At 39.2% G+C, this 24865-nt stretch carries 23 protein-coding genes and 1 pseudogene; 7 read left to right on the top strand and 17 right to left on the bottom strand.

Annotated elements, in window-relative coordinates; translation table 11 throughout:
- Positions 1 to 129 precede the first annotated feature (129 nt).
- Positions 130 to 1107, top strand: coding sequence for a DEAD/DEAH box helicase family protein (locus tag HH219_RS17565; RefSeq protein ID WP_249118546.1), 978 nt, complete (start codon positions 130 to 132; stop codon positions 1105 to 1107).
- On the opposite strand, the pseudogene HH219_RS22120 reads toward HH219_RS17565, so the two are convergent.
- From HH219_RS22120 to HH219_RS17540, 4 genes and pseudogenes are all read right to left on the bottom strand, one after another.
- Positions 1069 to 1880, bottom strand: a pseudogene (locus HH219_RS22120) (transposase); the annotation flags it as partial. The gene HH219_RS17565 and the pseudogene HH219_RS22120 sit on opposite strands and share 39 nt — an antisense overlap.
- 132 nt (positions 1881 to 2012) lie before the next feature.
- Positions 2013 to 2456 carry a hypothetical protein gene (locus tag HH219_RS17550; protein WP_169328185.1) on the bottom strand — a complete coding sequence of 148 codons (444 nt, stop codon included), beginning with the start codon at positions 2454 to 2456 and terminating at the stop codon, positions 2013 to 2015.
- Between the two features lie 142 nt (positions 2457 to 2598).
- Positions 2599 to 2982: a hypothetical protein gene (locus HH219_RS17545; protein WP_249118545.1), complete on the bottom strand. Its 384-nt coding sequence runs from the start codon at positions 2980 to 2982 to the stop codon at positions 2599 to 2601.
- A 400-nt stretch (positions 2983 to 3382) separates the two neighbouring features.
- Complete coding sequence (locus HH219_RS17540; protein ID WP_282960318.1) at positions 3383 to 5143, bottom strand: winged helix-turn-helix domain-containing protein; 1761 nt, start codon at positions 5141 to 5143, stop codon at positions 3383 to 3385.
- A gap of 333 nt (positions 5144 to 5476) precedes the next feature.
- On the opposite strand from HH219_RS17540, the gene HH219_RS17535 reads away from it, so the two are divergent.
- The 3 genes from HH219_RS17535 (at position 5477) to HH219_RS22115 (ending at position 7113) form a co-directional block, all read left to right on the top strand.
- Entirely contained in the window at positions 5477 to 5875 is a 399-nt protein-coding gene (locus tag HH219_RS17535; RefSeq protein ID WP_169328182.1) for a VOC family protein, read from the top strand.
- A gap of 116 nt (positions 5876 to 5991) precedes the next feature.
- Positions 5992 to 6258, top strand: coding sequence for a hypothetical protein (locus tag HH219_RS17530; protein ID WP_169328161.1), 267 nt, complete (start codon positions 5992 to 5994; stop codon positions 6256 to 6258).
- Positions 6259 to 6291: 33 nt separating this feature from the next.
- On the top strand, positions 6292 to 7113 hold the full coding sequence (locus tag HH219_RS22115; RefSeq protein WP_249118544.1) for a hypothetical protein: 822 nt from the start codon (positions 6292 to 6294) through the stop codon (positions 7111 to 7113).
- A gap of 4 nt (positions 7114 to 7117) precedes the next feature.
- Here the strand turns inward: HH219_RS22115 and HH219_RS17520 are convergent, their stop codons facing one another.
- From HH219_RS17520 to HH219_RS17480, 9 genes are all read right to left on the bottom strand, one after another.
- The gene (locus tag HH219_RS17520) at positions 7118 to 8413 is read right to left on the bottom strand and encodes an FAD-dependent oxidoreductase (protein ID WP_169328181.1); all 1296 of its coding nucleotides are present in this window, start codon (positions 8411 to 8413) and stop codon (positions 7118 to 7120) included.
- A gap of 263 nt (positions 8414 to 8676) precedes the next feature.
- Entirely contained in the window at positions 8677 to 9489 is an 813-nt protein-coding gene (gene speD, locus HH219_RS17515; RefSeq protein WP_169328180.1) for an adenosylmethionine decarboxylase, read from the bottom strand.
- A gap of 87 nt (positions 9490 to 9576) precedes the next feature.
- The gene (locus tag HH219_RS17510; RefSeq protein WP_054204539.1) at positions 9577 to 9990 is read right to left on the bottom strand and encodes an OsmC family protein; all 414 of its coding nucleotides are present in this window, start codon (positions 9988 to 9990) and stop codon (positions 9577 to 9579) included.
- Between the two features lie 82 nt (positions 9991 to 10072).
- On the bottom strand, positions 10073 to 10420 hold the full coding sequence (locus tag HH219_RS17505; RefSeq protein ID WP_054204540.1) for a DUF3802 family protein: 348 nt from the start codon (positions 10418 to 10420) through the stop codon (positions 10073 to 10075).
- 142 nt (positions 10421 to 10562) lie between these two features.
- Positions 10563 to 12032 carry a succinylglutamate-semialdehyde dehydrogenase gene (gene astD / locus HH219_RS17500; RefSeq protein ID WP_169328179.1) on the bottom strand — a complete coding sequence of 490 codons (1470 nt, stop codon included), beginning with the start codon at positions 12030 to 12032 and terminating at the stop codon, positions 10563 to 10565.
- 15 nt (positions 12033 to 12047) lie between these two features.
- Complete coding sequence (astA, locus tag HH219_RS17495; protein WP_169328178.1) at positions 12048 to 13064, bottom strand: arginine N-succinyltransferase; 1017 nt, start codon at positions 13062 to 13064, stop codon at positions 12048 to 12050.
- A gap of 86 nt (positions 13065 to 13150) precedes the next feature.
- The gene (locus HH219_RS17490; RefSeq protein ID WP_054204543.1) at positions 13151 to 14356 is read right to left on the bottom strand and encodes an aspartate aminotransferase family protein; all 1206 of its coding nucleotides are present in this window, start codon (positions 14354 to 14356) and stop codon (positions 13151 to 13153) included.
- A 379-nt stretch (positions 14357 to 14735) separates the two neighbouring features.
- Positions 14736 to 15896, bottom strand: coding sequence for an HDOD domain-containing protein (locus tag HH219_RS17485; protein ID WP_054204544.1), 1161 nt, complete (start codon positions 15894 to 15896; stop codon positions 14736 to 14738).
- A 42-nt stretch (positions 15897 to 15938) separates the two neighbouring features.
- On the bottom strand, positions 15939 to 16520 hold the full coding sequence (locus HH219_RS17480; RefSeq protein WP_054204545.1) for an aminodeoxychorismate/anthranilate synthase component II: 582 nt from the start codon (positions 16518 to 16520) through the stop codon (positions 15939 to 15941).
- A gap of 414 nt (positions 16521 to 16934) precedes the next feature.
- On the opposite strand from HH219_RS17480, the gene HH219_RS17475 reads away from it, so the two are divergent.
- Together HH219_RS17475 and HH219_RS17470 are read left to right on the top strand one after the other, a co-directional pair.
- Positions 16935 to 17231, top strand: a complete 297-nt coding sequence (locus HH219_RS17475) for a hypothetical protein (protein WP_054452879.1) — start codon at positions 16935 to 16937, stop codon at positions 17229 to 17231.
- 36 nt (positions 17232 to 17267) lie between these two features.
- Positions 17268 to 18164, top strand: a complete 897-nt coding sequence (locus HH219_RS17470; protein ID WP_054452881.1) for a TraB/GumN family protein — start codon at positions 17268 to 17270, stop codon at positions 18162 to 18164.
- A gap of 495 nt (positions 18165 to 18659) precedes the next feature.
- On the opposite strand, the gene HH219_RS17465 is transcribed toward HH219_RS17470, so the two are convergent.
- Positions 18660 to 19055: a thioesterase family protein gene (locus HH219_RS17465; RefSeq protein ID WP_054204549.1), complete on the bottom strand. Its 396-nt coding sequence runs from the start codon at positions 19053 to 19055 to the stop codon at positions 18660 to 18662.
- A 33-nt stretch (positions 19056 to 19088) separates the two neighbouring features.
- On the opposite strand from HH219_RS17465, the gene HH219_RS17460 reads away from it, so the two are divergent.
- The gene (locus tag HH219_RS17460) at positions 19089 to 19793 is read left to right on the top strand and encodes a 2OG-Fe(II) oxygenase (protein WP_054452885.1); all 705 of its coding nucleotides are present in this window, start codon (positions 19089 to 19091) and stop codon (positions 19791 to 19793) included.
- A 163-nt stretch (positions 19794 to 19956) separates the two neighbouring features.
- On the opposite strand, the gene HH219_RS17455 is transcribed toward HH219_RS17460, so the two are convergent.
- The 3 genes from HH219_RS17455 to acnB all read right to left on the bottom strand — a co-directional run bounded on the left by HH219_RS17455 (position 19957) and on the right by acnB (position 24679).
- Positions 19957 to 21189, bottom strand: coding sequence for a cysteine desulfurase-like protein (locus HH219_RS17455; protein ID WP_169328177.1), 1233 nt, complete (start codon positions 21187 to 21189; stop codon positions 19957 to 19959).
- A gap of 9 nt (positions 21190 to 21198) precedes the next feature.
- Positions 21199 to 21831, bottom strand: coding sequence for a 2OG-Fe dioxygenase family protein (locus tag HH219_RS17450; RefSeq protein WP_169328176.1), 633 nt, complete (start codon positions 21829 to 21831; stop codon positions 21199 to 21201).
- Between the two features lie 250 nt (positions 21832 to 22081).
- A complete protein-coding gene (acnB, locus tag HH219_RS17445) occupies positions 22082 to 24679 on the bottom strand; it encodes a bifunctional aconitate hydratase 2/2-methylisocitrate dehydratase (RefSeq protein WP_169328187.1) in 2598 nt (865 codons plus the stop codon).
- Positions 24680 to 24865: the final 186 nt, after the last annotated feature.

Here is a 24865-nt window from a genome sequence, read left to right as displayed (position 1 = left end):
GATGTTTTTTGGGCTGCGTAGTTACTTATCAAGTTGTAAAAAGCAAGGGATCAGTGCGTCTACCGCATTAGCATTATTATTCAATGGCATGTTGCCCAGCATTTTTACCCCTCCTGAGTAGTTACAATTTTGGTTCATAACCGCCAATTAGCAGAACAATGGCTTGAAAGGATAAAAGTATTCCTAGCGAACGTTGAAGTAGGTTCATTATTAGGTGGTAAAGATAAGCTGACCTATGAAGTTGATGTAGCTACTTATCAAAGCCTAGTTAGCCGTAATGGAATAGACATTAAACCTGCCATTGAAAAATATGGCCAAATATTAATAGATGAATGCCACCTCTTACCTGCATCAAACTATGCGTGTTTGATAAAATCAGTGCATACTAAATATATTCACGGTTTTACAGCAACACCTAAACGCCAAGATGGTTTAGAAAAATTAATGCACTTTCAAATAGGCTCTGTTGTTTATAAGGCAGCAAACTCTACCAGTAGCTTTGAACAACATGTGAAGGTGGTCAAAACTGGTACTAGTTTTCCTTCAGAATGGCTAATCCCTGATACTAAACCACATATATCTCAAGTTTATAAACACTTAGTTTGTGATCAAGCTAGAAATGAAATGATTGTTAACAGTATAGAGCTGTCGGTGAATAACAGTAGATCTGTAATGGTACTTACTGAAAGAAAAGAGCATATAGAATTACTTGCTAAAATGATGGCTGATAAGGGAATAAAGGTTGTTGAACTGCATGGCGGTATTTCAACAAAGCAAAGGAAAGAACGAATAACTTTCTTATCCAGTAAACCAAGTAATGATGAGGCAGTTGTTATCTTAGCTACAGGAAAATACGTCGGTGAAGGTTTTGATTTACCACATTTAGACACTTTATATATAACGCTGCCTATCGCTTGGAAAGGCATATTGGCGCAATACGCTGGACGAATTCAACGAGAGTGGGATAATAAATCTGTTATTCAAGTTTATGATTTTATTGATGACTTCCCGACGTTAAAACGTATGTGGAACAAACGAGAGAAAGGTTACAAGGCATTAGGGTATAAATTCAACAAGTTCAAGATACGATTTAAGCTCAAATGGTAACCCTTTTGGCATGATTTGACGTGGCATGCCTGCAAAGCGTAATAGTTGTTTTGGTTGCTTGCCTTGTGTTCCGCTCGCTAATCGTTTTTGCACACTCGTATGTGATGACTCTTCTGGCGTGTGTGCCATTTTTGCCCTGATAGGATATAAATCAACGTATGCCATACAGGCGGCGAGTGCGGCTTCACCTAATAATGCTTGTGATTTGAAGCGGCCTTCCCACAAAGTTGTAAGAAACAATTTTGAACGCCTTAGGCGACCCGAAGGGTGAGTGCCATGGATGGCAGCGAATAAAATCGTCATGTGCAGTTATCTTCCTTATTCGCTTGCGGGCAATACCTTCGATTAATAAACGCATAAACCAACTGATGCTTGCTAAGCGTTCTCGATATTGCTCAACCGTATGGTTAAAAAAGATGCGCTCTACTTTACTTCGTTTTTACCCCGCAAATACTTCTGGGTCAGTAATGTGCCTTTACACAGTAAAGGCCAGCGAATAATAGTTGCTTTATTATTTAGCCTATTAGCTTTTTATCATCTACATACAGCACTAGATGGGTATGGTTACTCATTACGGCGTAAGCACATATATCAATACAAAATGTCTTTGCTAAAGCAAGTAACTTGCCTTCAAGCCACCCCCTGCGATGTTCATAAGACTTCCCTGTAAAACGGTCTTCACCGCATAAAAATGCTCGGCGTACACAACGAGAAATACTGTGGTAGTATTTTGTATCAGCCAAACTTATTTGACGTTTTCTTGCGATAACCATTGGGTAACCTGTACGTTTTTCGCACTAACTTAAAGTTAGTGCGAAATATAAAAAATACAAACTTTAGGCTGAGTGTCTTCCTTGTTCCTTCCTATTGACCATAACAATTTGACCTAGATTCTCTACGCTAAACTACCCTCTTAATTGCGATGTGATAGAAGCTTTCACTGATTGTTCATAGTCCCCAACTAAATCAAGGCAAATATCTTTTGTACAATAAGACACAAATTTAAGCGCTTTTCCATCTTTGCTTTTAGCGGCTATTTCGTAGAGTGTGTATGAATTAAATTTGATTTTGTTAACCTCCACTTCAGTTGAGCCTTTTTCAAAATCGGAAACGATATCTACGTCATTTAAACGAAAATCCATATAATAACTTGTATTAGTAGCACTTTTACAAGAATAGCCAACGGAGAATATTTCGGGCTGTGTTTTTAATTGCTGTAATCTTATTTGGGCTTCACAGCTAATGGATAAAGTTAATTTATCTGGAAGTATATTAACAATAACACCCTGTTCAGCCATTACCGAGGAGTGAAAAGTAAAAAGTAGTAGTGTTGCACTTAAAATTTTCATTAAACTATCCTTTGCATTTATTACACGCTTGCTTAAGCGATATAGACTAGTTGACAAAAATTGTAATAAACGAGAAGCATCGCCAACTGTTATGCGCCCGTTTGAGTTTTTAATAACTGTTACTTATTTCGACTGACTACATTCATTTTTTATTTTTATTTTTATTTTTGAGAATAACAACCATTGATTTACCGCCAAAACCATGCTTATTACACCTTGCTCGCACTATTACTATAGAGCTTTTTGTTGGTATTGCGATATCACACTGACTACGCGTAAATGGTTGTTCATTATTATGGGGGTGATGAAGTTTACGGGATCCTAGTTGATTTCCTTCTAAATCTAGAATTTCCCATCCATCGGCATAATGCTCCCAACCTTGATCATTGTGTCTTACAGAAGTATTAAAGCACCAAGTACCGCTTGATTGTTGAGTAACAAAAACATCGTTAACTTGAGCAAAATCTAAAGAGGTGGAGTAAGTATCTACATCAAATTGTGACGCGAATAAGGGTGATGTAAACATCGACAATATTATTAGCAGGAGTCTCATGTAATTCTCGTTAATTAATCGTTAATTTCGATTTTGAACTTACCCTATTAATCATTGAAATGTCCTTAACGAATTCTAAAAAAATCTAATTAATGTTTAACTTATTGAAATTAATGGCTATAAATAACCTTCAATAAAGCGGCGTAAGATAATATTTTAATTAAACAGGTAAAATTGATAACGACCATCATGTAGTTATGTTGCTAATAACACTAATAATGAATCGAAGCCTACTTAAATTCATGGGATTAAAGTAATAAAACAGCGCGGCCTCAGTTTTGAATCTAAATGATAAAGAAACTATTGATTAGTAAATTCGTAGATATGGAAGGTGAGAGACTGACAAGCTGGCTAGATTCTATGACTTGGTGTTCTACTGTTTGAGTTGTTTGAGTAAGGCAATGTAGTCAGGTTCATCAGTCAATAACTTAAAAGCGGGTTCAATACCTAATTTAAGCACTTGTAAATTTCGCTCAGCTACTAAAGTTTTCAATAACAATATTGCTTTTTTATTTTCACCAGCCCATGCATAAAACTTTGCCCTGTCGTAATTATTAAAAGCAGGCGTGTTTTCAACTATAAAATTGAGTGCGTTACGCAGTCCTTTATCTTTCAACGAAGCTAAAAATTCATCAATAATATTTTGCTGTACCTTAAGCTCTTTTAAAAATAATGGTGCATGACTTAGCAAAGAATCATGATTACCACTTGCCAATGAATTCCAAGCATAAAGAGATTCTCGATAACCTTCGGAAATAATCATTGCCTTATTCGCCACTTCTTTATCAGCGCCTTTAAAATCCCCGCTATAATATAAAGCACGATAGGTTGTATCTTTGTTGTAAGCCAACGGACTGCTCGCCACCATATGTTTCGCTAACTGCTCAGCTTTATCAAACTGCTTAGTAATTAATAAATATTCGGCAAACCACTCCAAAATCATCAAATCCTGATTATTTCGTTTAAAAGCCAATTTAAAAGCTTTCCCCGCCGCTTGATAATCATAATCTTTATATAGATAGGTTAATGCTATCGCCAACTGAACATAAGCAGGGTTGGGATCAATCTGCAAAGCCTTAAAGGCTAATTTACTTGCCTTATCAATAAGTTCTCCGGCTTGCTTGCCTTCTGAATAGGCTTTTGAAAAATAACTATGAGATAAATGTGCATAAGCTTGTGCATAATCAGGGTAAAGATCGATTGACTGCTTGTAAGCATTTATCGCCTTTTCACTCTCTCCTTGATATTGAAAAAACTGAGCCTGTAAAAAACGATCATAAGCCGCGGGAGGTATTTTCCTTAATGTTGATTTGTTGTTATTTATTGTAGCTTGTTTCGATGATAAATTTAATCGTGTAACTATTTCAGAGGCAAACTCTGTTTGTATTTTGAATAAATCACTTAAATTTCGTTGATAAGTTTCACTCCAAATATGAACATCTTCCACGGCATTAATTAATTGTGCCGTTACCAAAATTTTATCGCCTTCTAATTGCACTGAACCCTCTAAGATCCACTCGACATTTAATTGTTCGACCACTTCTTTTATTGATGCTTTTTTTACTTTATATTGCATAACGGATGCTCTGGAAGTTACTTGAAGAGCAGACTCTTGCACCAGTTGATTAATAATAGCTTCAGTTAAACCATCAGCGATATACTCACGATTTCTGATCGATGAATAATAATCGAATGGCAAAACAGCTAGTCTGATAGGTTGATTTGAATCTGAAATTACAGCGACGGGTTTAAATTTAAACCATAACAGCAGAGCAATCATCAATACGAACAAAGTTGTAATTAACCAATAAAGCTTAATGCTCTGTCTATTTGCGAGTATTGTCTTAACTGGCGCTATGAGTTGATAGCCTTTTCTAGGTAGTGTTTTGATATAAGTAGGTGTTTTAAAATCATCACCTAAGGCTTTGCGTAAACTGCTCATAGCAACATTCAGTACATCGTCGGCGACGATTTGGTTTGCCCACAGCTGATCAAGTAGCTCATTTCTGGTTACTACACGCTCTCTGTTATCTACTAAATAAACTAATAATTGCATTACCTTTGAATCAAGGTCTTTGTTCAGATGTTTGTTTTGAATACTTAAGCCATCTGCATCAATTAGCCAGTCACCCATCAAAAATGTATTCTTTTTCTGCATTATAATAGTTTATTTGGCGTCAAATTATTTTGATCCTATCAAAAAAAGAGCAACACTGCATTAACCCCGTGCTTGTTAGATACCTGAAATGAGAAAACTCAGATTACCCAATAATAAATATAGCTGCGTCATGGAATACGCTTTCCTGTAAGTAAGGATGTAAGGATTTATCCCGAAAATTCTTCTAACTAAAGTCAGACCTACAAGTGAATCACACATGGCATTTAACTTACCAGCCTTTTGTCCTCGGGTTATGTCTCCTTATATGTTAAAACACTTTTAAGCATTTTATTATTTCAAAGTAACGCGATGACAAATATAAAACAGCACATTGGTAGTATGGCTTTAGTTGTAAAAAATTATGATGACGCGATTGCATTTTACACACAAAAACTGAGTTTTTATTTGGTTGAAGATACTGATCTTGGCAATGGTAAGCGTTGGGTATTAGTGTCACCACCCAACTCCAATGGCACTAACCTATTACTCGCTAAAGCAAGTACACCTGAGCAATTAGAAGCTATTGGTAACCAAACGGGTGGTCGTGTGTTTTTATTTTTACACACTAATGATTTTTGGCGTGATTATAAAACGATGCAAAAAAATGGCATTAGATTCAACGAGCAGCCGCGCGAAGAAACGTACGGCACCGTCGTGGTATTTGAAGACTTGTACGGTAATAAGTGGGATTTGTTGCAGTTGCTTTAAAAAGGCGTTTAATTGTCGCGATAAATCACGACCTACATGATGTTAATATGCCTATTGACTTGATATTGTTCAATTAACCCTCATTAACTATTTATTAGCAACCACATTAAAAATAAATGGATATATTAAATAAGGTTAGCCTTGAAACGCTGCTATTACATTGGTTAGCGGTGACTTTATTATTGCTGGTTGTGTTTTGGACAATGATAAAAATTGTGGCTTGGGGTAAAACGATGTCACGTGGCGCATTTTTATTTTTGGCTTTCTTCCCACTTATTTCGTTATTCCCGATCCCACCGCCTCAATTTGAGAATGTACAAAAAGCAAAGCAAGAACAGCGTAAGCGCAAAGAAGATTCTGGTGATCCCCCAGAGAATGAATGAGTTAATATAATAATTATAATACAGAGTTTTATAGTGCAACAAAATATTGAATCTAGATTATTAATGAGTGCTGCGGTTATCGCCTTTGCGGCAGCTGTATGGCACTTATTGTGCATTTGGGGTGGGCCAAGTTGGTTTGCTTTTGCCCGTGCCCCGGAGCAATTAATTACGTCATCAAAGCAAGGAACACTTCTTGCGCCATTGGGGGCGATTGTTGTTGCGGGGTTGATGTTTACTTGTTCGGCATTTGCCTTGTCTGCTTTAAAAATACTACCTAAACTGCCTTTTACGACAGTGGCTTTATTTGTCATTGCTACAGTGGGTATAGTCCGAGGTTTAATCGCGATACCTATGTTTATAACAGAGCAAGGGGCTGATACCTGGCAAATTGTGGCAAGCTCAGTCTGGTTTTATACAGGGCTGTGTTTTTTCATTGGTGCTAAACAATACAAATCCACCCACAAAGAGTATAAAACCAAAATGATTGTACTGTCTTTTTACAATGAGTTTAGAGAGAAGTTTCCAGACATAGCCCTTAAAACAGATCAACATTATATTAAACAGTGGGGAGAGTTAGAGCCTGAATTTATTTACACATGGTTCGAATGCGTTGCAAGTGTCGTCAATAATGAGATGTATAATAAATCCGATGCAGCCTTATATACTTGCCTATTTGAGTATCTCAGCAGTAAATTCCAATCTGCAGGTAAAGAGATACGCGAATATATTGATGTTGGGATCATTGAGAATCTTTTTTGGCAGGTAACACCTATTAATGCTGCACCATATTGGCAAGTATTACCTAATGATCTCAAAACTCTTTACGTAAATTTTCACCAGCAAACACCTATTTAACCGATCAAATGTTAGCTGTTTGCCACGCTATAGCAAAATGATTTTTTGGGATGCTAAAAGTACTGTAGCTAACGGAGAAATTAAACTCAGTCAGCGCATCGTTCTCTAGCATCTGGCAAATCATATCACCTAAAATAGGTATAAATTTACCCGCCCAACCTGCGGTATACGTCACTATATTTTTATTATTAGGTATATAATCCGGCATGTAATCAAGAAAAAACTCTGCCTTTTTTTCCCCTTTTTTCAATGGTGAATCACACAATGCTATTAAGCATGTTGTCGTAAAATACGGGGTTGGCTCCAAGCCCGGCATAAACTGTTCAACCCATGAGGACGCAATCGCTAATGATTGCTTACTTGGGGCTAACTGTCGATCATTTGGATCATAAATAATTGCATCGTCAGGAAAATTTGTCGCAACACGAATGTAGCCTGGGTTTGCCCATTCAAGTTCAGGAAAACCACACAAAAGAGAATTAGTTGCGGTTCGTGGGTCTGATTCATTCTCTGCTTGTTGAAATACAAACCAAGATGGGGTCGTTGCTACAGGGTCAACTTTCTTAAAATACGCTGATGCCATTTGCCAAATAATAATAGGCACTGACACCCCTAAACTACGTACGGTTTCGTTGATATATGCACCCGTAGTAATCGCTAGTTTTTTACATGTATAACATGTAGTAGTGATGCCTTCTTCAGCACTATGCTGGGTCGTTACTTCAACAATATCATCTGCTAATGAGGTAATCGTTTGCACATTTTCCCATTCGCGATAAGTCACACACCCAGAGTTTAACCCCGCATTAAAAAATGCTCTCTGTGTTTGCTTTATATTAATGGTGCCGCCATTTGATTGAAAAAAACCATAATACTCTTTAGGGAGTCCTTCAAAGCAGGCCTTACTTTGTATTGCGGTGGCATCTGCCAGTCTCTCATAAGGAATATTTAACGCATCCATGGTTTTTTCAGCCTCGTCGATACCGCCTTCTCGCGCATCTTTAACGCCTTTTTGACCAAACCATAAACTTCCTTCATCGCCAATTAATGGCTCGTCTGACAATGCCTGTATTTGCTGCCAATACTGCTGTGATGCTAAACATAACTCAGACATATGCTGTTGATCATACTGCAAACGAAACTGCCTAGAGTATCCGGCAGAGCTTCCTAAATCATTAAAATAGCCATGTTTTTCGATTACCAGTGTTTTAAGGCCTCGTTGCGATGCATGAAAAGCGGTCGATAACCCAACGGGGCCGCCTCCAATAACGATTAAATCGTATTGAACTGCTGTAGACATGTCTAACCTATTACTATTATTAAGTTCTAGGGGTGTTATAAAGGAATGAACTACAAAAAGATATTACGTGATATTACACCGCATTATTGGGCATTACAGTTGATTATAATTACAACAAGCTAACCATACGACGACTAAACCTAGATGTTGGGTAGTAAAACACTTTCAAAAAAATGTAGATTAGTATCATATTACGCGCCACAAACAAAAACGGCGCGCAATTTACATTGCACGCCGCTTTAAAACAACCTAACTGGGTTAGCTTATTCTGTATATGGTAAGTTACGACCGTAGAAAATTTCTTGCATCTCACGGGCTAACTTAGAACGAATTTCTTCTTCTTCATCGTCAGATAAGTCATCAGTAGACACACCAAATAAATATGTATTTAGGTCTGTTTCTTTAAGCATCATCTTTGTATGGAACAAGTTTTCCTGATACACGTTTACGTCCATCATTTGGTACGCTTCTTTGGTATCTTCCGTCATATAATTCTGAATTGAATTAATCGCATGATCAATATAATGCTTCACGCCATCTACGTCACGGGTAAAACCACGTACGCGGTAGTCAATTGTCACCACGTCTGAATCCAAACTGTGGATCAGGAAGTTCAAGGCTTTAAGTGGCGAAATAATACCACAGGTCGATACTTCGATATCAGCACGGAAAGTACAAATACCATCATCAGGATGCGCTTCAGGGTAAGTATGTACACAGATATGACTTTTATCTAAATGTGCAACTACGGTATCAGGTAACGGCCCTGGTGCTTCATCAACGTCAAATGTCTGCTGCTGCTCAATTGGTTCTTCTGAAACCAAAATAGTAACACTGGCACCTTGTGGCTCGTAATCTTGACGCGATATATTTAAAATATTAGCGCCGATGATATCAACCACTTCACCTAAAATATCGGTTAGTCGATCCGCGTTGTACTGCTCGTCGATATATTCAATATATTCTTTACGTTGTTGCTCGGTCTTTGCGTAGCAAATATCGTAAATACTAAAGCTTAAACTTTTGGTTAAGTTGTTAAAGCCATGTAGTTTAATTTTATCGAAGGGTTTGTTCATAATAAACCAACCTATAAACTAGTGAAATCTGCCACAGCAGAATGAAAGTTCGCGGATTTTATACGAATTTCACCGCAGGAAAAAGCCTTATTTTGCCTGTTCTTGCACAACTTCGTGACTGTGGGTAATTTCTACTGTTTTATCAAGCATTAATGCGACTGAACAATACTTTTCAGCTGATAATGTAACTGCGCGTGCAAGGTGCTTCTCAGAGACATTATCCCCTGTTACTACAAAGTGTAAGTTAATCTTAGTAAAGACTCGAGGAGCTGATTCAGCACGTTCTGCGCTCAATTTAACTTGAACATCTGAGAAGTTTTGTTTCGCTTTCTTTAAAATGCTGACCACATCTACTGATGAACAGCAACCCACTGACATGAGCACCATTTCCATAGGACTTGGTGCTGCGCTATCACTGCCTGCGTCAAACACAACGTTATGCCCAGAATTAGAGCGCCCAAGATACGTATCGCCTTCAACCCATTTTACATTCGCTTGCATTTTATTACTCTCAAAGAAGTTATTTTCTTGATTGTAAGGAAGTCACAGGCAGTTGCAAATTAAAAGCGATAATCTGAGGTCGTTAAATTTTTTCAGCAACCGCGCTATCGAATAGGTTTTTAACCAACGCTGCAAACTCATCAATAAATGCATGTTGTTCTATAGTAACTTGATTACTCGTAACACTACTTAGCACTTCTTGGAGGTCGTAAACTATCCCATCCACTTCACGTACTATTTGGCTGCGTTGCTCTGTAGAAAGCGCTTTGTTTTGTTGGCATATCAGCATCACATTTTCAGCGATGTCATCCTCTATCAACGCCATAATCGTTGGTGCACCTGGTTTTATCTCGCCAGGCTTCTCAAATAAAGCTAAGTTTTGAGTAAGATACATGATGAGGTCATCATACCCTTGCCTATCTAAAACCATAATTCTCTTCACCTAATAAAATACGACTCTATTGATTTAAGCAGAAAGCGCATTTAAATGCTACCTTTGCTCAAAAAGCAATACAAAAAAAGCAGCCAAGGCTGCTTTTTCAATTCTTTATTGCTATTTTTATTAATAGTAATTAGTCAATTTTTAAACCTGGGCTTAATGTTGCTGGCATGGCTACTTTTTCAAGCTCAACGGAGGCAACTGGGTATGCACAATAATCTGCCGCATAGTATGCACTTGCGCGGTGATTACCTGATGCGCCAATGCCACCAAACGGTGCGGCACTTGATGCACCTGTGATTGGGCGGTTCCAGTTAACAATACCCGCGCGAATACGACGTAAAAAGTGGTCGTAATCTGCAGCGTTATCGCTCAGTAAGCCTGCTGATAAACCAAAGCTTGTATCGTTAGCTTTATCAATTGCTTGATCAAAGTCAGTAAAGCGGAATACTTTTAACAGTGGCCCAAAATGCTCTTCATCTGGGAAGTTAGCAACATCAGTACATTCAATAATGCCTGGAGTAACAAACCCTGTGTTGGCAGTGTGAGTAAGCTCAACTAACATCTTTGCACCAAGTTCAACTAACTGCTGTTGTGCTGTAACCATTCCTGCGGCTGCCACTGATGAAATCATCGACCCCATAAATGGCTGGTCTGCGTCATCGTAGTTACCGACTTTAATCGCTTTAGTGGCAGTAATTAAACCGGCTAAAATTATATCGCCTTGCTCGCCTGCAGGTAAAAACAGTTTGCGTGCACACGTACAACGTTGACCACTTGAAATAAATGCTGATTGAATAATATCGTGGATCACTGCTTTAGTATCTGCAACATCAGTAATGATAAGCGGATTATTACCCCCCATCTCTAATGCTAGGATCTTACCTGGCTGACCTGCAAACTGCTCATGTAAAATATGACCCGTGCGTGATGAGCCTGTAAAGAATAAGCCATCAATGCCTTTGTGCGCGGCTAATGCTTTACCTGTTTCTACTTCACCTTGAACAAGGTTAATAACACCGGCTGGTAAACCTGCTTTTTCCCAAAGCTTAAGTGTTAGCTCTGCAACAGCGGGCGTTAGCTCTGATGGCTTAAATACCACTGTATTACCAGCTAAAAGTGCAGGCACAATGTGACCATTAGGCAAATGACCTGGAAAGTTATACGGGCCAAATACAGCAACAACGCCATGTGGCTTATGACGGATCATCGCACGGCCTTGCGGCATTGGGTTTTCAACATCACCAGTGCGTTCTAGAAGGGCTTTTTCAGAAATTGCAATTTTACCAACCATAGCACCCGCTTCAGTGCGAGTTTCCCATAATGGTTTACCCGTTTCTTGTGCGATTGCGACAGCTAATTCTTCACTGTGTGCTTTAAGTGTTTCAGCAAACGTTTTTACAATGGCTAAGCGCTCTGCGAATGTCTTATCAGCCCAGCTGTAAAAAGCGTCGCGTGCAGCATTAACAGCTGTATCAACTTGTTCAGCTGTTGCTGAATTTGCTTGCCAAATAACGGTGTTATTTGCTGGGTTTACTGAACTAAATGCTTCGCCTTGGCCTTGTGACCATTGACCATTAATAAATTGTGCAGGATGAGTCATATACTTTCTCCTAAATTATAAACTTGTTGCTGTGACAGTATCGCCAGCTTGAAGGTGCAATGCGTCAGCGATTTCTTGTGACAAAGTAATCTCTGGGTTTTTCGCATCAAACGTTAGCTCTGCTACGGTTGCTCTAAAATCATTGAGTTTTTCGTTTGCTAGCATTACCGATGTCTCGCCACTATTTTCACCAATTTTAACGGTAAAGTTTTTGGCGTTACGTACTGTCGCTATATTATCTACTTTTGCTTCAACGGTCGGACCTGCATCAAAGATGTCAACGTAACCGTTAAAGGTAAAGCCTTCACTTTTAAGTAATGAAATTGCGGGGCGTGTATTATCATGTACTTGACCAATAACCGCCTGTGCATCTTTACTTAAAAGATTGACGTAAATTGGGTATTTTGGCATTAACTCAGCAATAAATACTTTTTGGCCTATACCGGTTAGATAATCGGCAGTTGGGAAGTCCATAGAGAAAAAATGCTCTTCTAACCATTGCCAAAAAGGGCTGTCGCCATTTTCATTTGATACACCGCGCATTTCTGCAATCACGGTTTCAGCAAAGCGCTCTCTATGCTGTTTAATAAACATAAAACGGGCTTTTGAAAGTAGCTTGCCGTTGTTGTTTTTACGGTAGCCATCTTTTAAAAATAAAGTGCAAAGCTCTGTAGCGCCTGTGTAATCATTACATAGCGTTAAAATATCAACCGCTTTATACACATTAAGCGTACGCGATGAATGAATTGCTTTGCTTAAATGGTAATGATAAAACGCATCATCTAAACCAACTGCGGCTTCAATGGCTGAGGTTCCGACCACTTCACCTGTTTCGCTATCTTCAAGAACAAACAAGTAACCTTCGTCACCCGGTTGAGATGCACTTTTTGCAAATGAGCTTACTGAATGGTCAATTTTCTTTTGTAATAACGCTTCGTTATTAGGCAAAGAGGTAAAACCATGCCCTGATTCATGGGCAATTTTCAATAAAGCTGGGTAATCACATTGCTGGATTGGGCGAAGAATCATCATGAGTCCGCTTGCTCCCTTATAAATAACGGTAAAATAGAAGATCAGGGCAAGCTTGCTACTTGCCCTTAAATAATGAGAACGCTAGATTAACCGTTCACAACTTTAGCTACTGCTTTTTCAAAGCGTGCCATACCTTCGCGAATATCCGCTTCAGGAATTACTAATGATGGGGTAAAACGTACAACATCAGCACCCGCAACTAACGACATTACGCCTTCACTTGTGCCCGCGACTAAAAATTCTTTAGCGCGACCTTTAAATTGTTCGTTAACAACAGCACCAATAAGCAAACCTTTACCACGAATTTCAGAGAATACGTTGTATTTATCGTTGATTGCCGTTAGTAATTCACGGAATAACGCTTCTTTCGCTTTCACGCCGGCAAGTACTTCTGATGTGTTAACAGTATCAAATGCTGCTTCACCAACGGCACACGCTAATGGGTTGCCGCCATAAGTAGAACCATGAGTTCCCACTTTAAGATGCTTAGCAATTTCAGTCGTTGTGATCATCGCGCCGATTGGAAAACCGCCACCAAGCGCTTTAGCTGTTGTTAAAATATCAGGTGTTACATCCAAACCTTGGTATGCGTATAAATCACCAGTACGGCCAACACCGGTTTGTACTTCATCAAAAATAAGCAACGCATTGTGCTTAGTACATAACTCACGAACGCCTTTAGCAAATTCATCCGTTGGTGAAATAATGCCGCCTTCGCCTTGCAAAGGTTCCATCATTACTGCGCATGTTTTATCTGAGATAAGCGCTTCAAATGCCGCTAAATCATTGTAATCACAATGTACGATATCGCCTGGTTTTGGACCAAAACCGTCAGAATAAGCAGCTTGACCACCTACTGTTACGGTAAAAAATGTACGGCCATGGAAGCCTTTGTTAAATGCGATGATTTGTGATTTTTCGGCACCAAAGTTTTCAAGTGCTAAACGACGCGCAAGTTTAAGGGCAGCTTCGTTTGCTTCTGCACCAGAGTTGGCAAAATATACTTTTTCAGCAAATGTCGCATCTACTAACTTTTTAGCTAAGCGCAGTGCTGGCTCATTCGTCATAACATTTGATAAATGCCAGATCTTCTCACCCTGCTCTTTTAATGCTTTAACTAATGCAGGATGACAATGGCCTAGACAATTAACAGCGATACCACCGGCAAAATCGATATATTCACGGTCTTGCTGATCCCATACGCGTGAGCCTTCGCCACGAACTGGAATAATGCTTGAAGGTGCGTAGTTAGGAACCATTACTTGATCAAATAAATCGCGATTAACTGTCATTTTATATCCTCTTAATTGTGAGCACACAGAGAGTGTGAATATCGAAATGATGGTATAAAATACCATTCTCTTTGGCGTAGATGAGCATAGCTTAAATTGCCAAAAAATACTCTCTGGTTCAATTTTCAGACACGCATTATTTCAGAATTTTAGTCATCTGTCTCTTAGAATACTTTCATACAGCCCTTGTAAATAAAGGGTTTGAGATATTATTTCAGAGATAGTGAATAACTATTTGAAAAAGAAAATCACAATAAATTTGTTCTAAATTGCAGCCTATAACATGCCCAGCAGAGCTATTGAACTAAAATACAGCGCTACTGGTGAGCTTAATGATGAATGAATAGTCGCAAAAAAAATTAACAATTATTTTATAAAACTAGTCAATTTTAATATGAAAGTGTTGAAAATTAGTTTTTTCGAGTAGATTTAGCTCAGATTGCGTAAAGTTGAGGTGTTTTAGCCAAACAGTTTTTTCATCAGCTTCGATCAGTTGATGCTCTTCCAGAGTGATATATTGTGAATAGCAGCGAGCCTTCTGCATTAATACCGTTAATGGCAATAAAGATTCGCCTTTAGGAAGCGGTGCCGTTAGTTGCTCCATTACTGTATTAAAAGGCAAATAACGAAATGACATTTTCTCAATCACTTTTGCAGTTACTTTTAATGCATGCTGGCTGAGTAGCGTGCTTAAAAACAACGGATCTGGTTTAAGTTCCAGTAAAGCCGTATGTAAGTCTTTATGTTGCTCTTCGCGCGCGATAGACACTTTACGCTGCCAAACAAGTTCAAAAGTTCGTAAGTAAAGCCTAACTAAAGCAATTTTACCCACATCTAATAGCATCCCCAGCGTGAAAGCATGCATTTCATTCATACCATTTACCTTAGCCAACTCTTGTGCAGCAATAGCGCAGGCCATCGAGTTATCACGTAAGCGACGCTTTAATAATGGGAAAGGTTCAGTACTGTGTGGCATCCAGTGGCGTACCGCAAAGGTGGGGACTACAAACTGCAAGTTATCTAAGCCAATATAACGCAGCGCCAAAGATGGGTTATCAACTTTTACTGATGTGTGCTTATTACGCTGCTTACGGTAATAAGGCAGATTCACAAAAGAGACCAGTTCTCGACCTAACCAACTTAAATCATTTACTAGGGGCTCTAAACGCCCTACCGACGCAGATTTAACGGCTAAAACTTCTAAAATTGCAGGAACGTTATCCTCTATACCTATTGTTTCATGCAATACCGTGTCTATATCTGCCAATTGTTTATTCATGGCGGTTTCGATCACTTGATGTAATTGCTGGCTTGCTTGAGCGCGATACTTATGATGAGCCGTACTGGATTTTTGTCGCTTTTTTTGCGCAGCCATTTCAACTTCAAGTAAAGTGCGCTGCTTCATTGGCGCGCCATAATCAATTTCTAAAGTATGAATATAGCCGATTTGACGTTGCGCAAAACTGTGACCAAGCAGCAGATCATGAGCTCGCTGTTCAAGTACTTTTGCCGTTCTGTGTTCGCGCATTTCATCAGTCATTCATTAATATCTTTCTTTAAGTAAAATCAAACCAGTTTAAGCCTAGAACCGAGTTATAAAGTTGGCAAGTAATTCAAGCCCCTGCTCCGTTAATATTGCTTCAGGGTGGAACTGTACCCCTTCTAACGCTAAGCTTTTATGCACTAAGCCCATAATCTCATCAAACTGACCATCGCTGGTCTGACTCCATGCAGTGATCGATAGCTCAGCAGGCACACTGTTTTTTTCGACAACTAACGAATGATAACGACACACCGTTAGTGGATTAGCCAATCCTTTAAACACGCCTTCTCCTGTATGGCAAATAGCAGAAGTTTTACCATGCATCACTTGCTTTGCTTTTACCACTTTAGCACCCAATGCTTGTGCAATTGTTTGATGGCCTAAACATATTCCTAATATAGGAAAATCACCTTTCAATTTGTCAACAACATCTAATGAGATACCAGCCTGATCGGGTGTACATGGCCCAGGAGATAACACTATATGTTGAGGGTTCAACTGTGCAATTTGGCTTACGGTGATTTCATCATTACGCTTTACTAACACATCCTGATCTAAACGCTGAAAGTATTGCACTAGGTTATAGGTAAACGAATCGTAGTTATCGATCATTAACAACATCTGGTTAGTAACTCATTTGTATTTAGTAGCTAAAAAGCAATATGATAATTCGCCCGCATTCTAACTCAATCAAAAAGAACTTTCAGTTAATTGTCGATTGAAAACATCATGCAGATGCAAAATTAACTTTTCATTTTGTTCATATTATCCTTTTACCGATACTAACCTTGATAAAAACACACAATAAAACCTTATCCCGCATCATAACCTTTAACGATAAACCATTGATTATAAACCAATTTAAAATCTAAAACCTTATAATTAAATTGCTCATATCTAGATAAGCGACTTATTCCCTATCACCCCTTAATATTCACTCATCGCTACCGCTTAGCGATAACATTTTTTAACTTAACATTACTTACCACATCACATATTGGTAGTAATACAGACTAAATAATAAAGGAATAAATCATGAAATCATTTACTAAAATCGCAACAAAAACCGTTTTAGCAAGTACGCTTGCAGCAACTTTATTTAGTGTAAACGCAGCAGAGAATGACATTGAAACACACACTATTACTCCTGTAACAGCCTCAGTACAAGTAAAGGAAGTAACAACAGTTGAATATGATTTCACGAGTGACTTTAACGCTTCAATTGAAAACCAATTAAATCAAATTGATGCTGCAATCAACAAAAAGATTGATAGTTCAATTCAAAAAATAAACCAAACAATTGCAGAAAAATTAGCAAGCTTGTTTAATTAATATCGTTTTTAATCACCAAACAATAAGGAATGAGGGATGTTCAATTTTCGCAAAAATTTATTAAATAAAAGCCTACTTATAGGCTGCTCTTTGCTAACTTTAAGTGCCGCCGCCCAAACTTCTGTTTGGCAAGTTAAGAAAGGTGAAGATACAGTGTATATCGGCGGCACTTTACATATTTTACCTAGCAGCCAAATGCCACTGCCTGCTGAGTTTGAATTTGCTTATCAGCAAAGCGATACCGTTATTTTAGAAGCTAAAATGCCTGATCCAACGGATGCTCAAGCACAAATGAATATGATACAAACATTGTCATATAAAAATGATGAAACGCTCAGTGAAAAGCTGACGCCACAAGTAAAGAAGCAACTTGAAGCTAAACTGGCACAATTTGGTACTAGTTTGAATGAGCTTAATAGCTTTAGACCATTTATGGTCAGTGTTGTTTTAATGTCAATGGAGCTACAAAAGCAAAGTTTAATTGGTGAAGGTGTCGATGCGTATTTTGCAAAACGGGCTAGTGCTGATAATAAACCACAGCAGTATTTAGAAGATATTGCATTCCAGCTGCGGTTATTTAAAGAAATGGGTGAAAACAACGAGAATAAATTCATTCAATCTAACTTAGACCAACTCAATGATTACAGCACTTTATTTAATAGCATGATGAAAGCGTGGCGCAGCGGCGATACTGAGTTGCTCAATGAATTAGTGGTATTACCTTTACTCAAAGATGATCCTGATACATTCAAAAAGCTTTTAAAAGATCGCAATTACAATTGGTTACCTAAAGTAGAAGCCATGTTTGGTAATGAGCAACAAGAGCTCGTCCTTGTAGGTGCAGCGCACTTGGTTGGTGAGCATAACTTACTATCGCTATTAACAGAGCAAGGCTACACAATTACTCAGCTAGATATCGCAGGTCAACAATAATGAATAGAACAGATAAACAGGCAATTTCTATGCTCACTATTTTTGCAACTTTAATGCTGGCGAGCATAGTGCTACCTAGGGCGTGTTGACCTTTCGTGATTGATTTTGCAGCAGTATGTTTGGTATTTAGGCAAGGCAGCGCCTATGCAATGTGGTTGTTCCCCATAAATAGGCGGTAACGCAGTATAAATGCCAAGCATGCGCTGCCCAAGGGGTTCTTCCTAGGGGCGATTGACTCTTTGTTGCTCGGTTTTTACTTAGCCCGCTAGGTTACAAACCTCGCGCCGCGATTAAATCGCCCCTAGATTGAACAAATTTCAATCCACAAAGGTCAACATGCCCTAGCCAAGCAGCCACTGTGGACGCAACGACTGTTAATGCAAGTAGTGAAGTATTAACCACACTGCCCGCCGCCCAACAATGCCTGATTGGCAGTGATATTTTCTTACAGTGATGCAACCAACCAATACGCTGAAGCGCAACCACTTCAGCGTATTACTTATCGACTAAATGATCCGTTAACGCTGCTTTTTCATTTTGCGATAATGGGGTAGAACTTTTATTTATAAAATCATATCGCACCATGACTGTTTTCCCTACTGCACAGCATTTACCTTGCTGATATGCCTCTTGACGAATAACAAATGAGCTTGAACCAATATGTTCAACGGTTGATTTTACTTCAACCTCATGACCATAAAATAATTCCCCCAAAAAACTCACCTCTACTTTAGCTATGATCAATTTCCAATCATGTGGATTGAGATCTGGCGTAAAAAATCTAAAAATAGGTGCCCGCGTGGCTTCAAACCATACGGGGAGTACGGTATTGTTAATGTGTCCGAGCACATCTGTTTCACTAAAGCGCGGCATGATTTTTTCAATAAACATAATAATCCAATAATAATTATATAAAGGCAGCCCATGACGGACTTTATTCGCGTTTACGATAACGCCCTGAGCAAAGATTTTTGCAATAACTTTATTACTGAGTTTGAACAAAGCCCGCATCTTAAGCAAGGGATGACATCGGGCGGTATCGATTTAAATAAAAAAGACAGCCATGACTTACACCTCAGTAACCACCCTGAATACACAGAACAACTAAAACACATTCAACAAACAACGGCCGGTTACGTATTTAAATACCTTGAAGAACATATTTTTATGATGATAGGTGCATTTGGTTTAAAAGTGTATCATCCAAAAACTGGCGTACCCACTGACTTGACGCAAGCGAACTTTGAAGAGGTGGGAAAACCTCAGCTACCACTACTTGTCCAGCAAATTTTTCGCTTAGGTAATATCCAAGCACAAAAATATCAAATCAATAAAGGTGGCTACCCATATTGGCACAGCGAAGTGTACCCTCAGACTGGCCATAATGAGGCTTTGCATCGCGTACTGTTATTTATGTTTTATTTAAATGACGTGCAAGAAGGTGGTGAAACTGAGTTTTACTATCAAGAACGTAAAATATCACCAAAACAAGGTACCATGGTGATTGCCCCTGGTTACTTTACCCATACACATAGAGGGAATAAACCCATTTCAAATGATAAATATATTCTCACATCGTGGGTGTTGTTTAACCGCGCCGAGCAAATATATGGGCAACCACAATCGTAAGCGGTAAGCGGTAAGCGGTAAGCGGTAAGCGGTAAGCGGTAAGCGGTAAGCGGTAAGCGGTAAGCGGTAAGCGGTAAGCCAAAAATCTACTCAATTCAGATTTTATGTCAAGGCTTACCAAGCGCTCTGGTCGCTTAAAACTTACAGCTTATGACTTATAGCTCTAAAGTAATTGATCAAACAAATTAAACAACTTATCTAGCTCTTCGATGGTGTTGTAATGCATACAACCGATGCGCACAACACCACCGGAATCTAATACACCTAACTGCTTACATAAGCCTTGTGCATAGAAATTACCATCCCATACACAAATATGCTGCTTACCTAAAAATTCGGACACTTCACGTGGGGTAAGTCCTTCAAAGGTTAAAGCAAAAGTGGGAGTGCGCTCAGCTAAGCGATCTAAATCATCAATTCCAAACAGCTTAATATTAGGGTAATTAACTAAGCGGGTTAGGAAGTACTCACTTAATGCCATTTCGTGCTGTTTTGTTTTAGTAAATGCCACGGCCAATTTTTCACGGCGTGGGTGGCTGTCATCTAATTCACTTATTGCAGCAATGTAATCCACTGCAGCAATTAAACCTGCGAGTGCTTCAAAATTTTGCGTGCCCGTTTCCCAGCGACCTGGGATCACGTCTTTTGCTGGCTCTACTTTATAAGGCGTAAACCCTTCTAAGTGTTCGCGCTTACCGTAAACCATACCTAAGTGTGGGCCAAAAAACTTATAAGCTGAACAGGCTAAAAAATCACAATCTAAGGCTTGAACATCAATCAGTTCATGCGGCGCATAATGCACGGCATCTACATACACCAATGCACCTACAGCGTGTGCAAGCTCAACAATGCGCTTAATATCGTTAATAGAGCCGGTTGTATTTGATGCATAGGTCACAGCAACTAACTTAGTATTGTTGTTTAGTAAGCTTTCAAAATGCGCTAAATCTAAACTGCAATCAGCTTCGTTAATAAGGGCGGTATTAACTTTAACACCTTTATCTTCTGCTGCTTGCTGCCATGATGATACATTTGAGAAGTGATCTGCATTAGTAACAATGATCTCATCACTTGCTTGCCAGTCCCGTGAAATCGCGCGGCTAAAACTAAACGTTAGACTCGTCATATTTGCGCCAAATACGATTTGATCGCTCGATGGCGCATTGAGTAAATCAGCAGCCGCTTGACGAGCATTAGTCATTAGTTCAACGGTTTTATCGCTTGAGAAAAAAGCACCACCTAAATTAGAGTTGTAATAACCTAAATAAGCCGACATGGCGCTTAATACTGATTGCGGGACTTGCGAGCCACCTGGGCCATCTAAAAATATGGGCGACTTTCCTGCTACTTGCTGCATTAATGCTGGAAATTGACGTCGTAGTTTAGTTAAATTCATCGTTATTCCTTAAGCCGTCAACACAAAACAATCAAGGTAGCCTGCTTTACTCGCATCAATTTTATTCATTGGAGTCGCGTTGTGCCACACTTCACGGTCATTAATAAGCGCAAACATACCGTCTTTAATTTCCATTTTGAAACACGGCTCAGCTTGTTTGTTTTCATACACAAGTAGCTCGCCACCTTCTAAATTCTCATGTGAGACACCACAAATACACACATGGTCAAAACCATCTTGATGAATACCTTCGGGCGCTGGCGGTGTGTTGCTTTCAATTGCAAGCATGCGAAATTGATGAATTTCAATATCACGTTCTTCGCTTATACCTGTAATAGCACGAAACTCATTCACGATGCTTTTCATACCATTGCTTGCTAATAAGCTCGGCTCTAGATTTTCATAAGTGCGCTCTACATTACCTTGAAAAGTATTAATTGAATCATCTTGTACAAATGCTTTTGTAGCTTGTAATACTAGTTCATCATTTTGGACTTTAATCACTGAATAACGGCGTTTACGGAAAGCACCGTCGGCATACGGATTAGCCGGAAGATTAGCGAATGATGGCTTAACTGCCTCAATATGAGCTTGGTTTACAAAACGAAGTTGTAGGAGGTTTTGGTTGTTTAATGCTGTCATAAAGATCTCGCCTAAAAATAAGAGGATTAACCCATAGAATAATGCGAGGATTTTAATGCAAACTCAGTAGATAATTGATTTTATATCGACACAAAGAAAAAATAGTTAACATTAATATTGCTCTAAATAACTAAAAATCAAATTAAATAACCAAACAAATTAGACTCTCCTGAATTGGTAGCTGCAATAGTTAGATATAAGAAATAAAAAAGCCTGCAGTGCAGGCTTTTATCTAACGATTAAGTAATATTTAAACTGCTTGCTGAATGATCACTTGGTCTGCTTTTTTAGTATAAGCAGGCATGCGATGGAAATTTAAATAACGGTATGTATCTGCTGCTGTTGCATTGATTTTCGCTGCATATTCTTGATATTCATCAGCCGTTGGTAGCTTACCTAAAATAGCCGCTACTGCTGCAAGCTCAGCTGATGCCAAGAATACATTTGCGCCATTACCTAAACGATTTGGGAAGTTACGGGTAGAGGTAGAAACCACTGTGGCTTTATCTGCTACACGTGCTTGATTCCCCATACATAATGAACACCCAGGGGTTTCGATTCGTGCACCAACACGACCAAAAATACCGTAGTAGCCTTCCTCTGTGAGTTGGTCTTTATCCATCTTAGTTGGCGGAGCAACCCACAGCTGCGTGGGAATGCGACCTTCAAAGCCATCGAGTAGTTTACCCGCTGCACGAAAGTGACCAATATTAGTCATACATGAACCAATAAATACTTCGTCGATTTTCTCACCCGTAACATCTGATAATAAACGTGCATCATCAGGATCATTTGGCGCACAAAGTATGGGTTCTTTAATGTCAGTTAAATCAATTTCAAGTACGTGTTTATACTCTGCGTCTGCGTCAGCTTCCATTAGTTCAGGGTTTGCTAACCAGTCTTGCATTGCTGTAATTCGACGCTCAATAGTACGCACATCACCGTAGCCTTCAGAGATCATCCACTTAAGCATTACAATGTTAGATTCAAGATATTCAGCGATAGACTCTTTAGAAAGTTTAACCGCACAACCCGCAGCTGAACGCTCTGCCGACGCATCAGATAATTCAAACGCTTGCTCAACAGTTAAGTGCTCAACGCCTTCAATTTCTAGTACGCGACCAGAAAACTCGTTGATCTTACCTTTTTTCTCAACGGTTAATAGGCCTTCTTTAATACCGTAGTAAGGGATTGCATGTACAAGGTCACGTAACGTGATACCTGGTTGTATTTCACCTTTAAAACGAACCAAAATAGACTCTGGCATATCAAGTGGCATTACACCGGTTGCAGCTGCAAATGCAACGGCTCCTGAACCTGCGGGGAATGAAATGCCTAATGGGAAACGTGTATGTGAATCTCCGCCCGTGCCTACGGTATCTGGTAATAGCATACGGTTTAACCATGAGTGAATTACACCATCACCAGGGCGAAGAGAAACGCCTCCACGGTTCATGATAAAATCAGGGAGCGTGTGATGTGTGTTTACATCAATAGGTTTAGGGTAAGCCGATGTATGGCAGAAAGACTGCATTGTTAAATCTGCTGAGAAACCTAAACAGGCTAAATCTTTAAGTTCATCACGCGTCATTGGGCCTGTTGTATCTTGCGAACCCACAGTGGTCATTTTAGGCTCACAGTATTGACCTGGGCGAATACCTACAACGTTGCATGCTTTACCAACCATTTTTTGAGCCAATGTAAAGCCTTTGTCAGATGCTTCCGTAACCGCAGGTACTTTAAACACATCTGTTGCATCTAAACCAAGTGATGCACGCGCTTTATCAGTTAAACCGCGACCAATAATCAGCGGAATACGACCACCTGCACGCACTTCATCTAAAATCACCTCAGATTTAAGTTCAAAAGTAGAGATAAATTCATCAGTACCGTGGCGCTTAACAACACCTTCGTATGGATAGATGTCGATTTGCTCGCCCATATTGAGTTCATCAACATTTAACTCGATTGGTAATGCGCCTGAGTCTTCCATTGTGTTGAAAAAGATTGGCGCAATTTTATTACCTAAACATACACCACCAACACGCTTGTTAGGTACAAACGGAATATCATTGCCCATAAACCAAAGCACAGAGTTAGTCGCAGATTTACGTGAAGAGCCCGTACCTACAACATCACCTACATATGCAAGTGGCAAACCTTTTGCTTTTAATTCTTCAAGTTGTGTAATGGGGCCAACTTCGCCGCCTTTATCGGGTGTGATCCCATCACGTTCAATTTTTAACATTGCTAAAGCATGCAATGGGATATCAGGACGAGACCATGCATCTGGTGCTGGCGACAAATCATCAGTATTTGTTTCACCCGTTACTTTAAATACAGTCACTGAAATTTTTTCAGCAACCGCGGGCTTAGCCATAAACCACTGTGCATTTGCCCAAGATTCGATGATTTGCTTAGCAAAAACATTACCCGCTTTTGATTTTTCTTCAACATCATAGAATGCATCAAACATTAATAATGTGTTTGCAAGGCCCTTAGCTACAACTGGCGCTAATGTTTCGTCATCAAGTAGGTCAATCATTGGCGCAATATTATAGCCACCTAGCATGGTGCCTAATAATTCAGCTGCTTTTTCTTTTGATATGAGTGGTGAAATGGCTTCCTCTTTAGCAACCGCCGCTAAAAAACCAGCCTTAATGTAAGCAGCATCATCCACTCCAGGTGGCACACGATTTACTAATAAATTTAGAATAAACTCTTCCTCACCTGCAGGTGGAGTTTTTACTAATTCGATAAGATCAGCCGTTTGCTGAGCATCCAATGGCGCTGGTACGATACCTAACGCAGCACGCTCTTCGACGTGTGTACGATAATCTTGTAGCACAATATTTGCCCTCTTGGTGACGTTAAAGTAGTCAGCAGTGCGCGCTTTCACGAAACTTACCAAATACTTATAGAATTTTGACAATTAATTATAGAGCTTTTAAGTATAGATTAAAGCCCATACAGTAAAGCTAACCGCAATACCCACTATAAATAAAATGAATACAACTTAAAGAAGTCACTATTC

Origin of the sequence: Pseudoalteromonas sp. NEC-BIFX-2020_015 (genome assembly GCF_012952265.1) — a bacterium.
GTDB classification, from domain to species: Bacteria; Pseudomonadota; Gammaproteobacteria; order Enterobacterales; family Alteromonadaceae; genus Pseudoalteromonas; species Pseudoalteromonas neustonica.
This window is presented reverse-complemented; position numbering and strand designations above follow the sequence as displayed.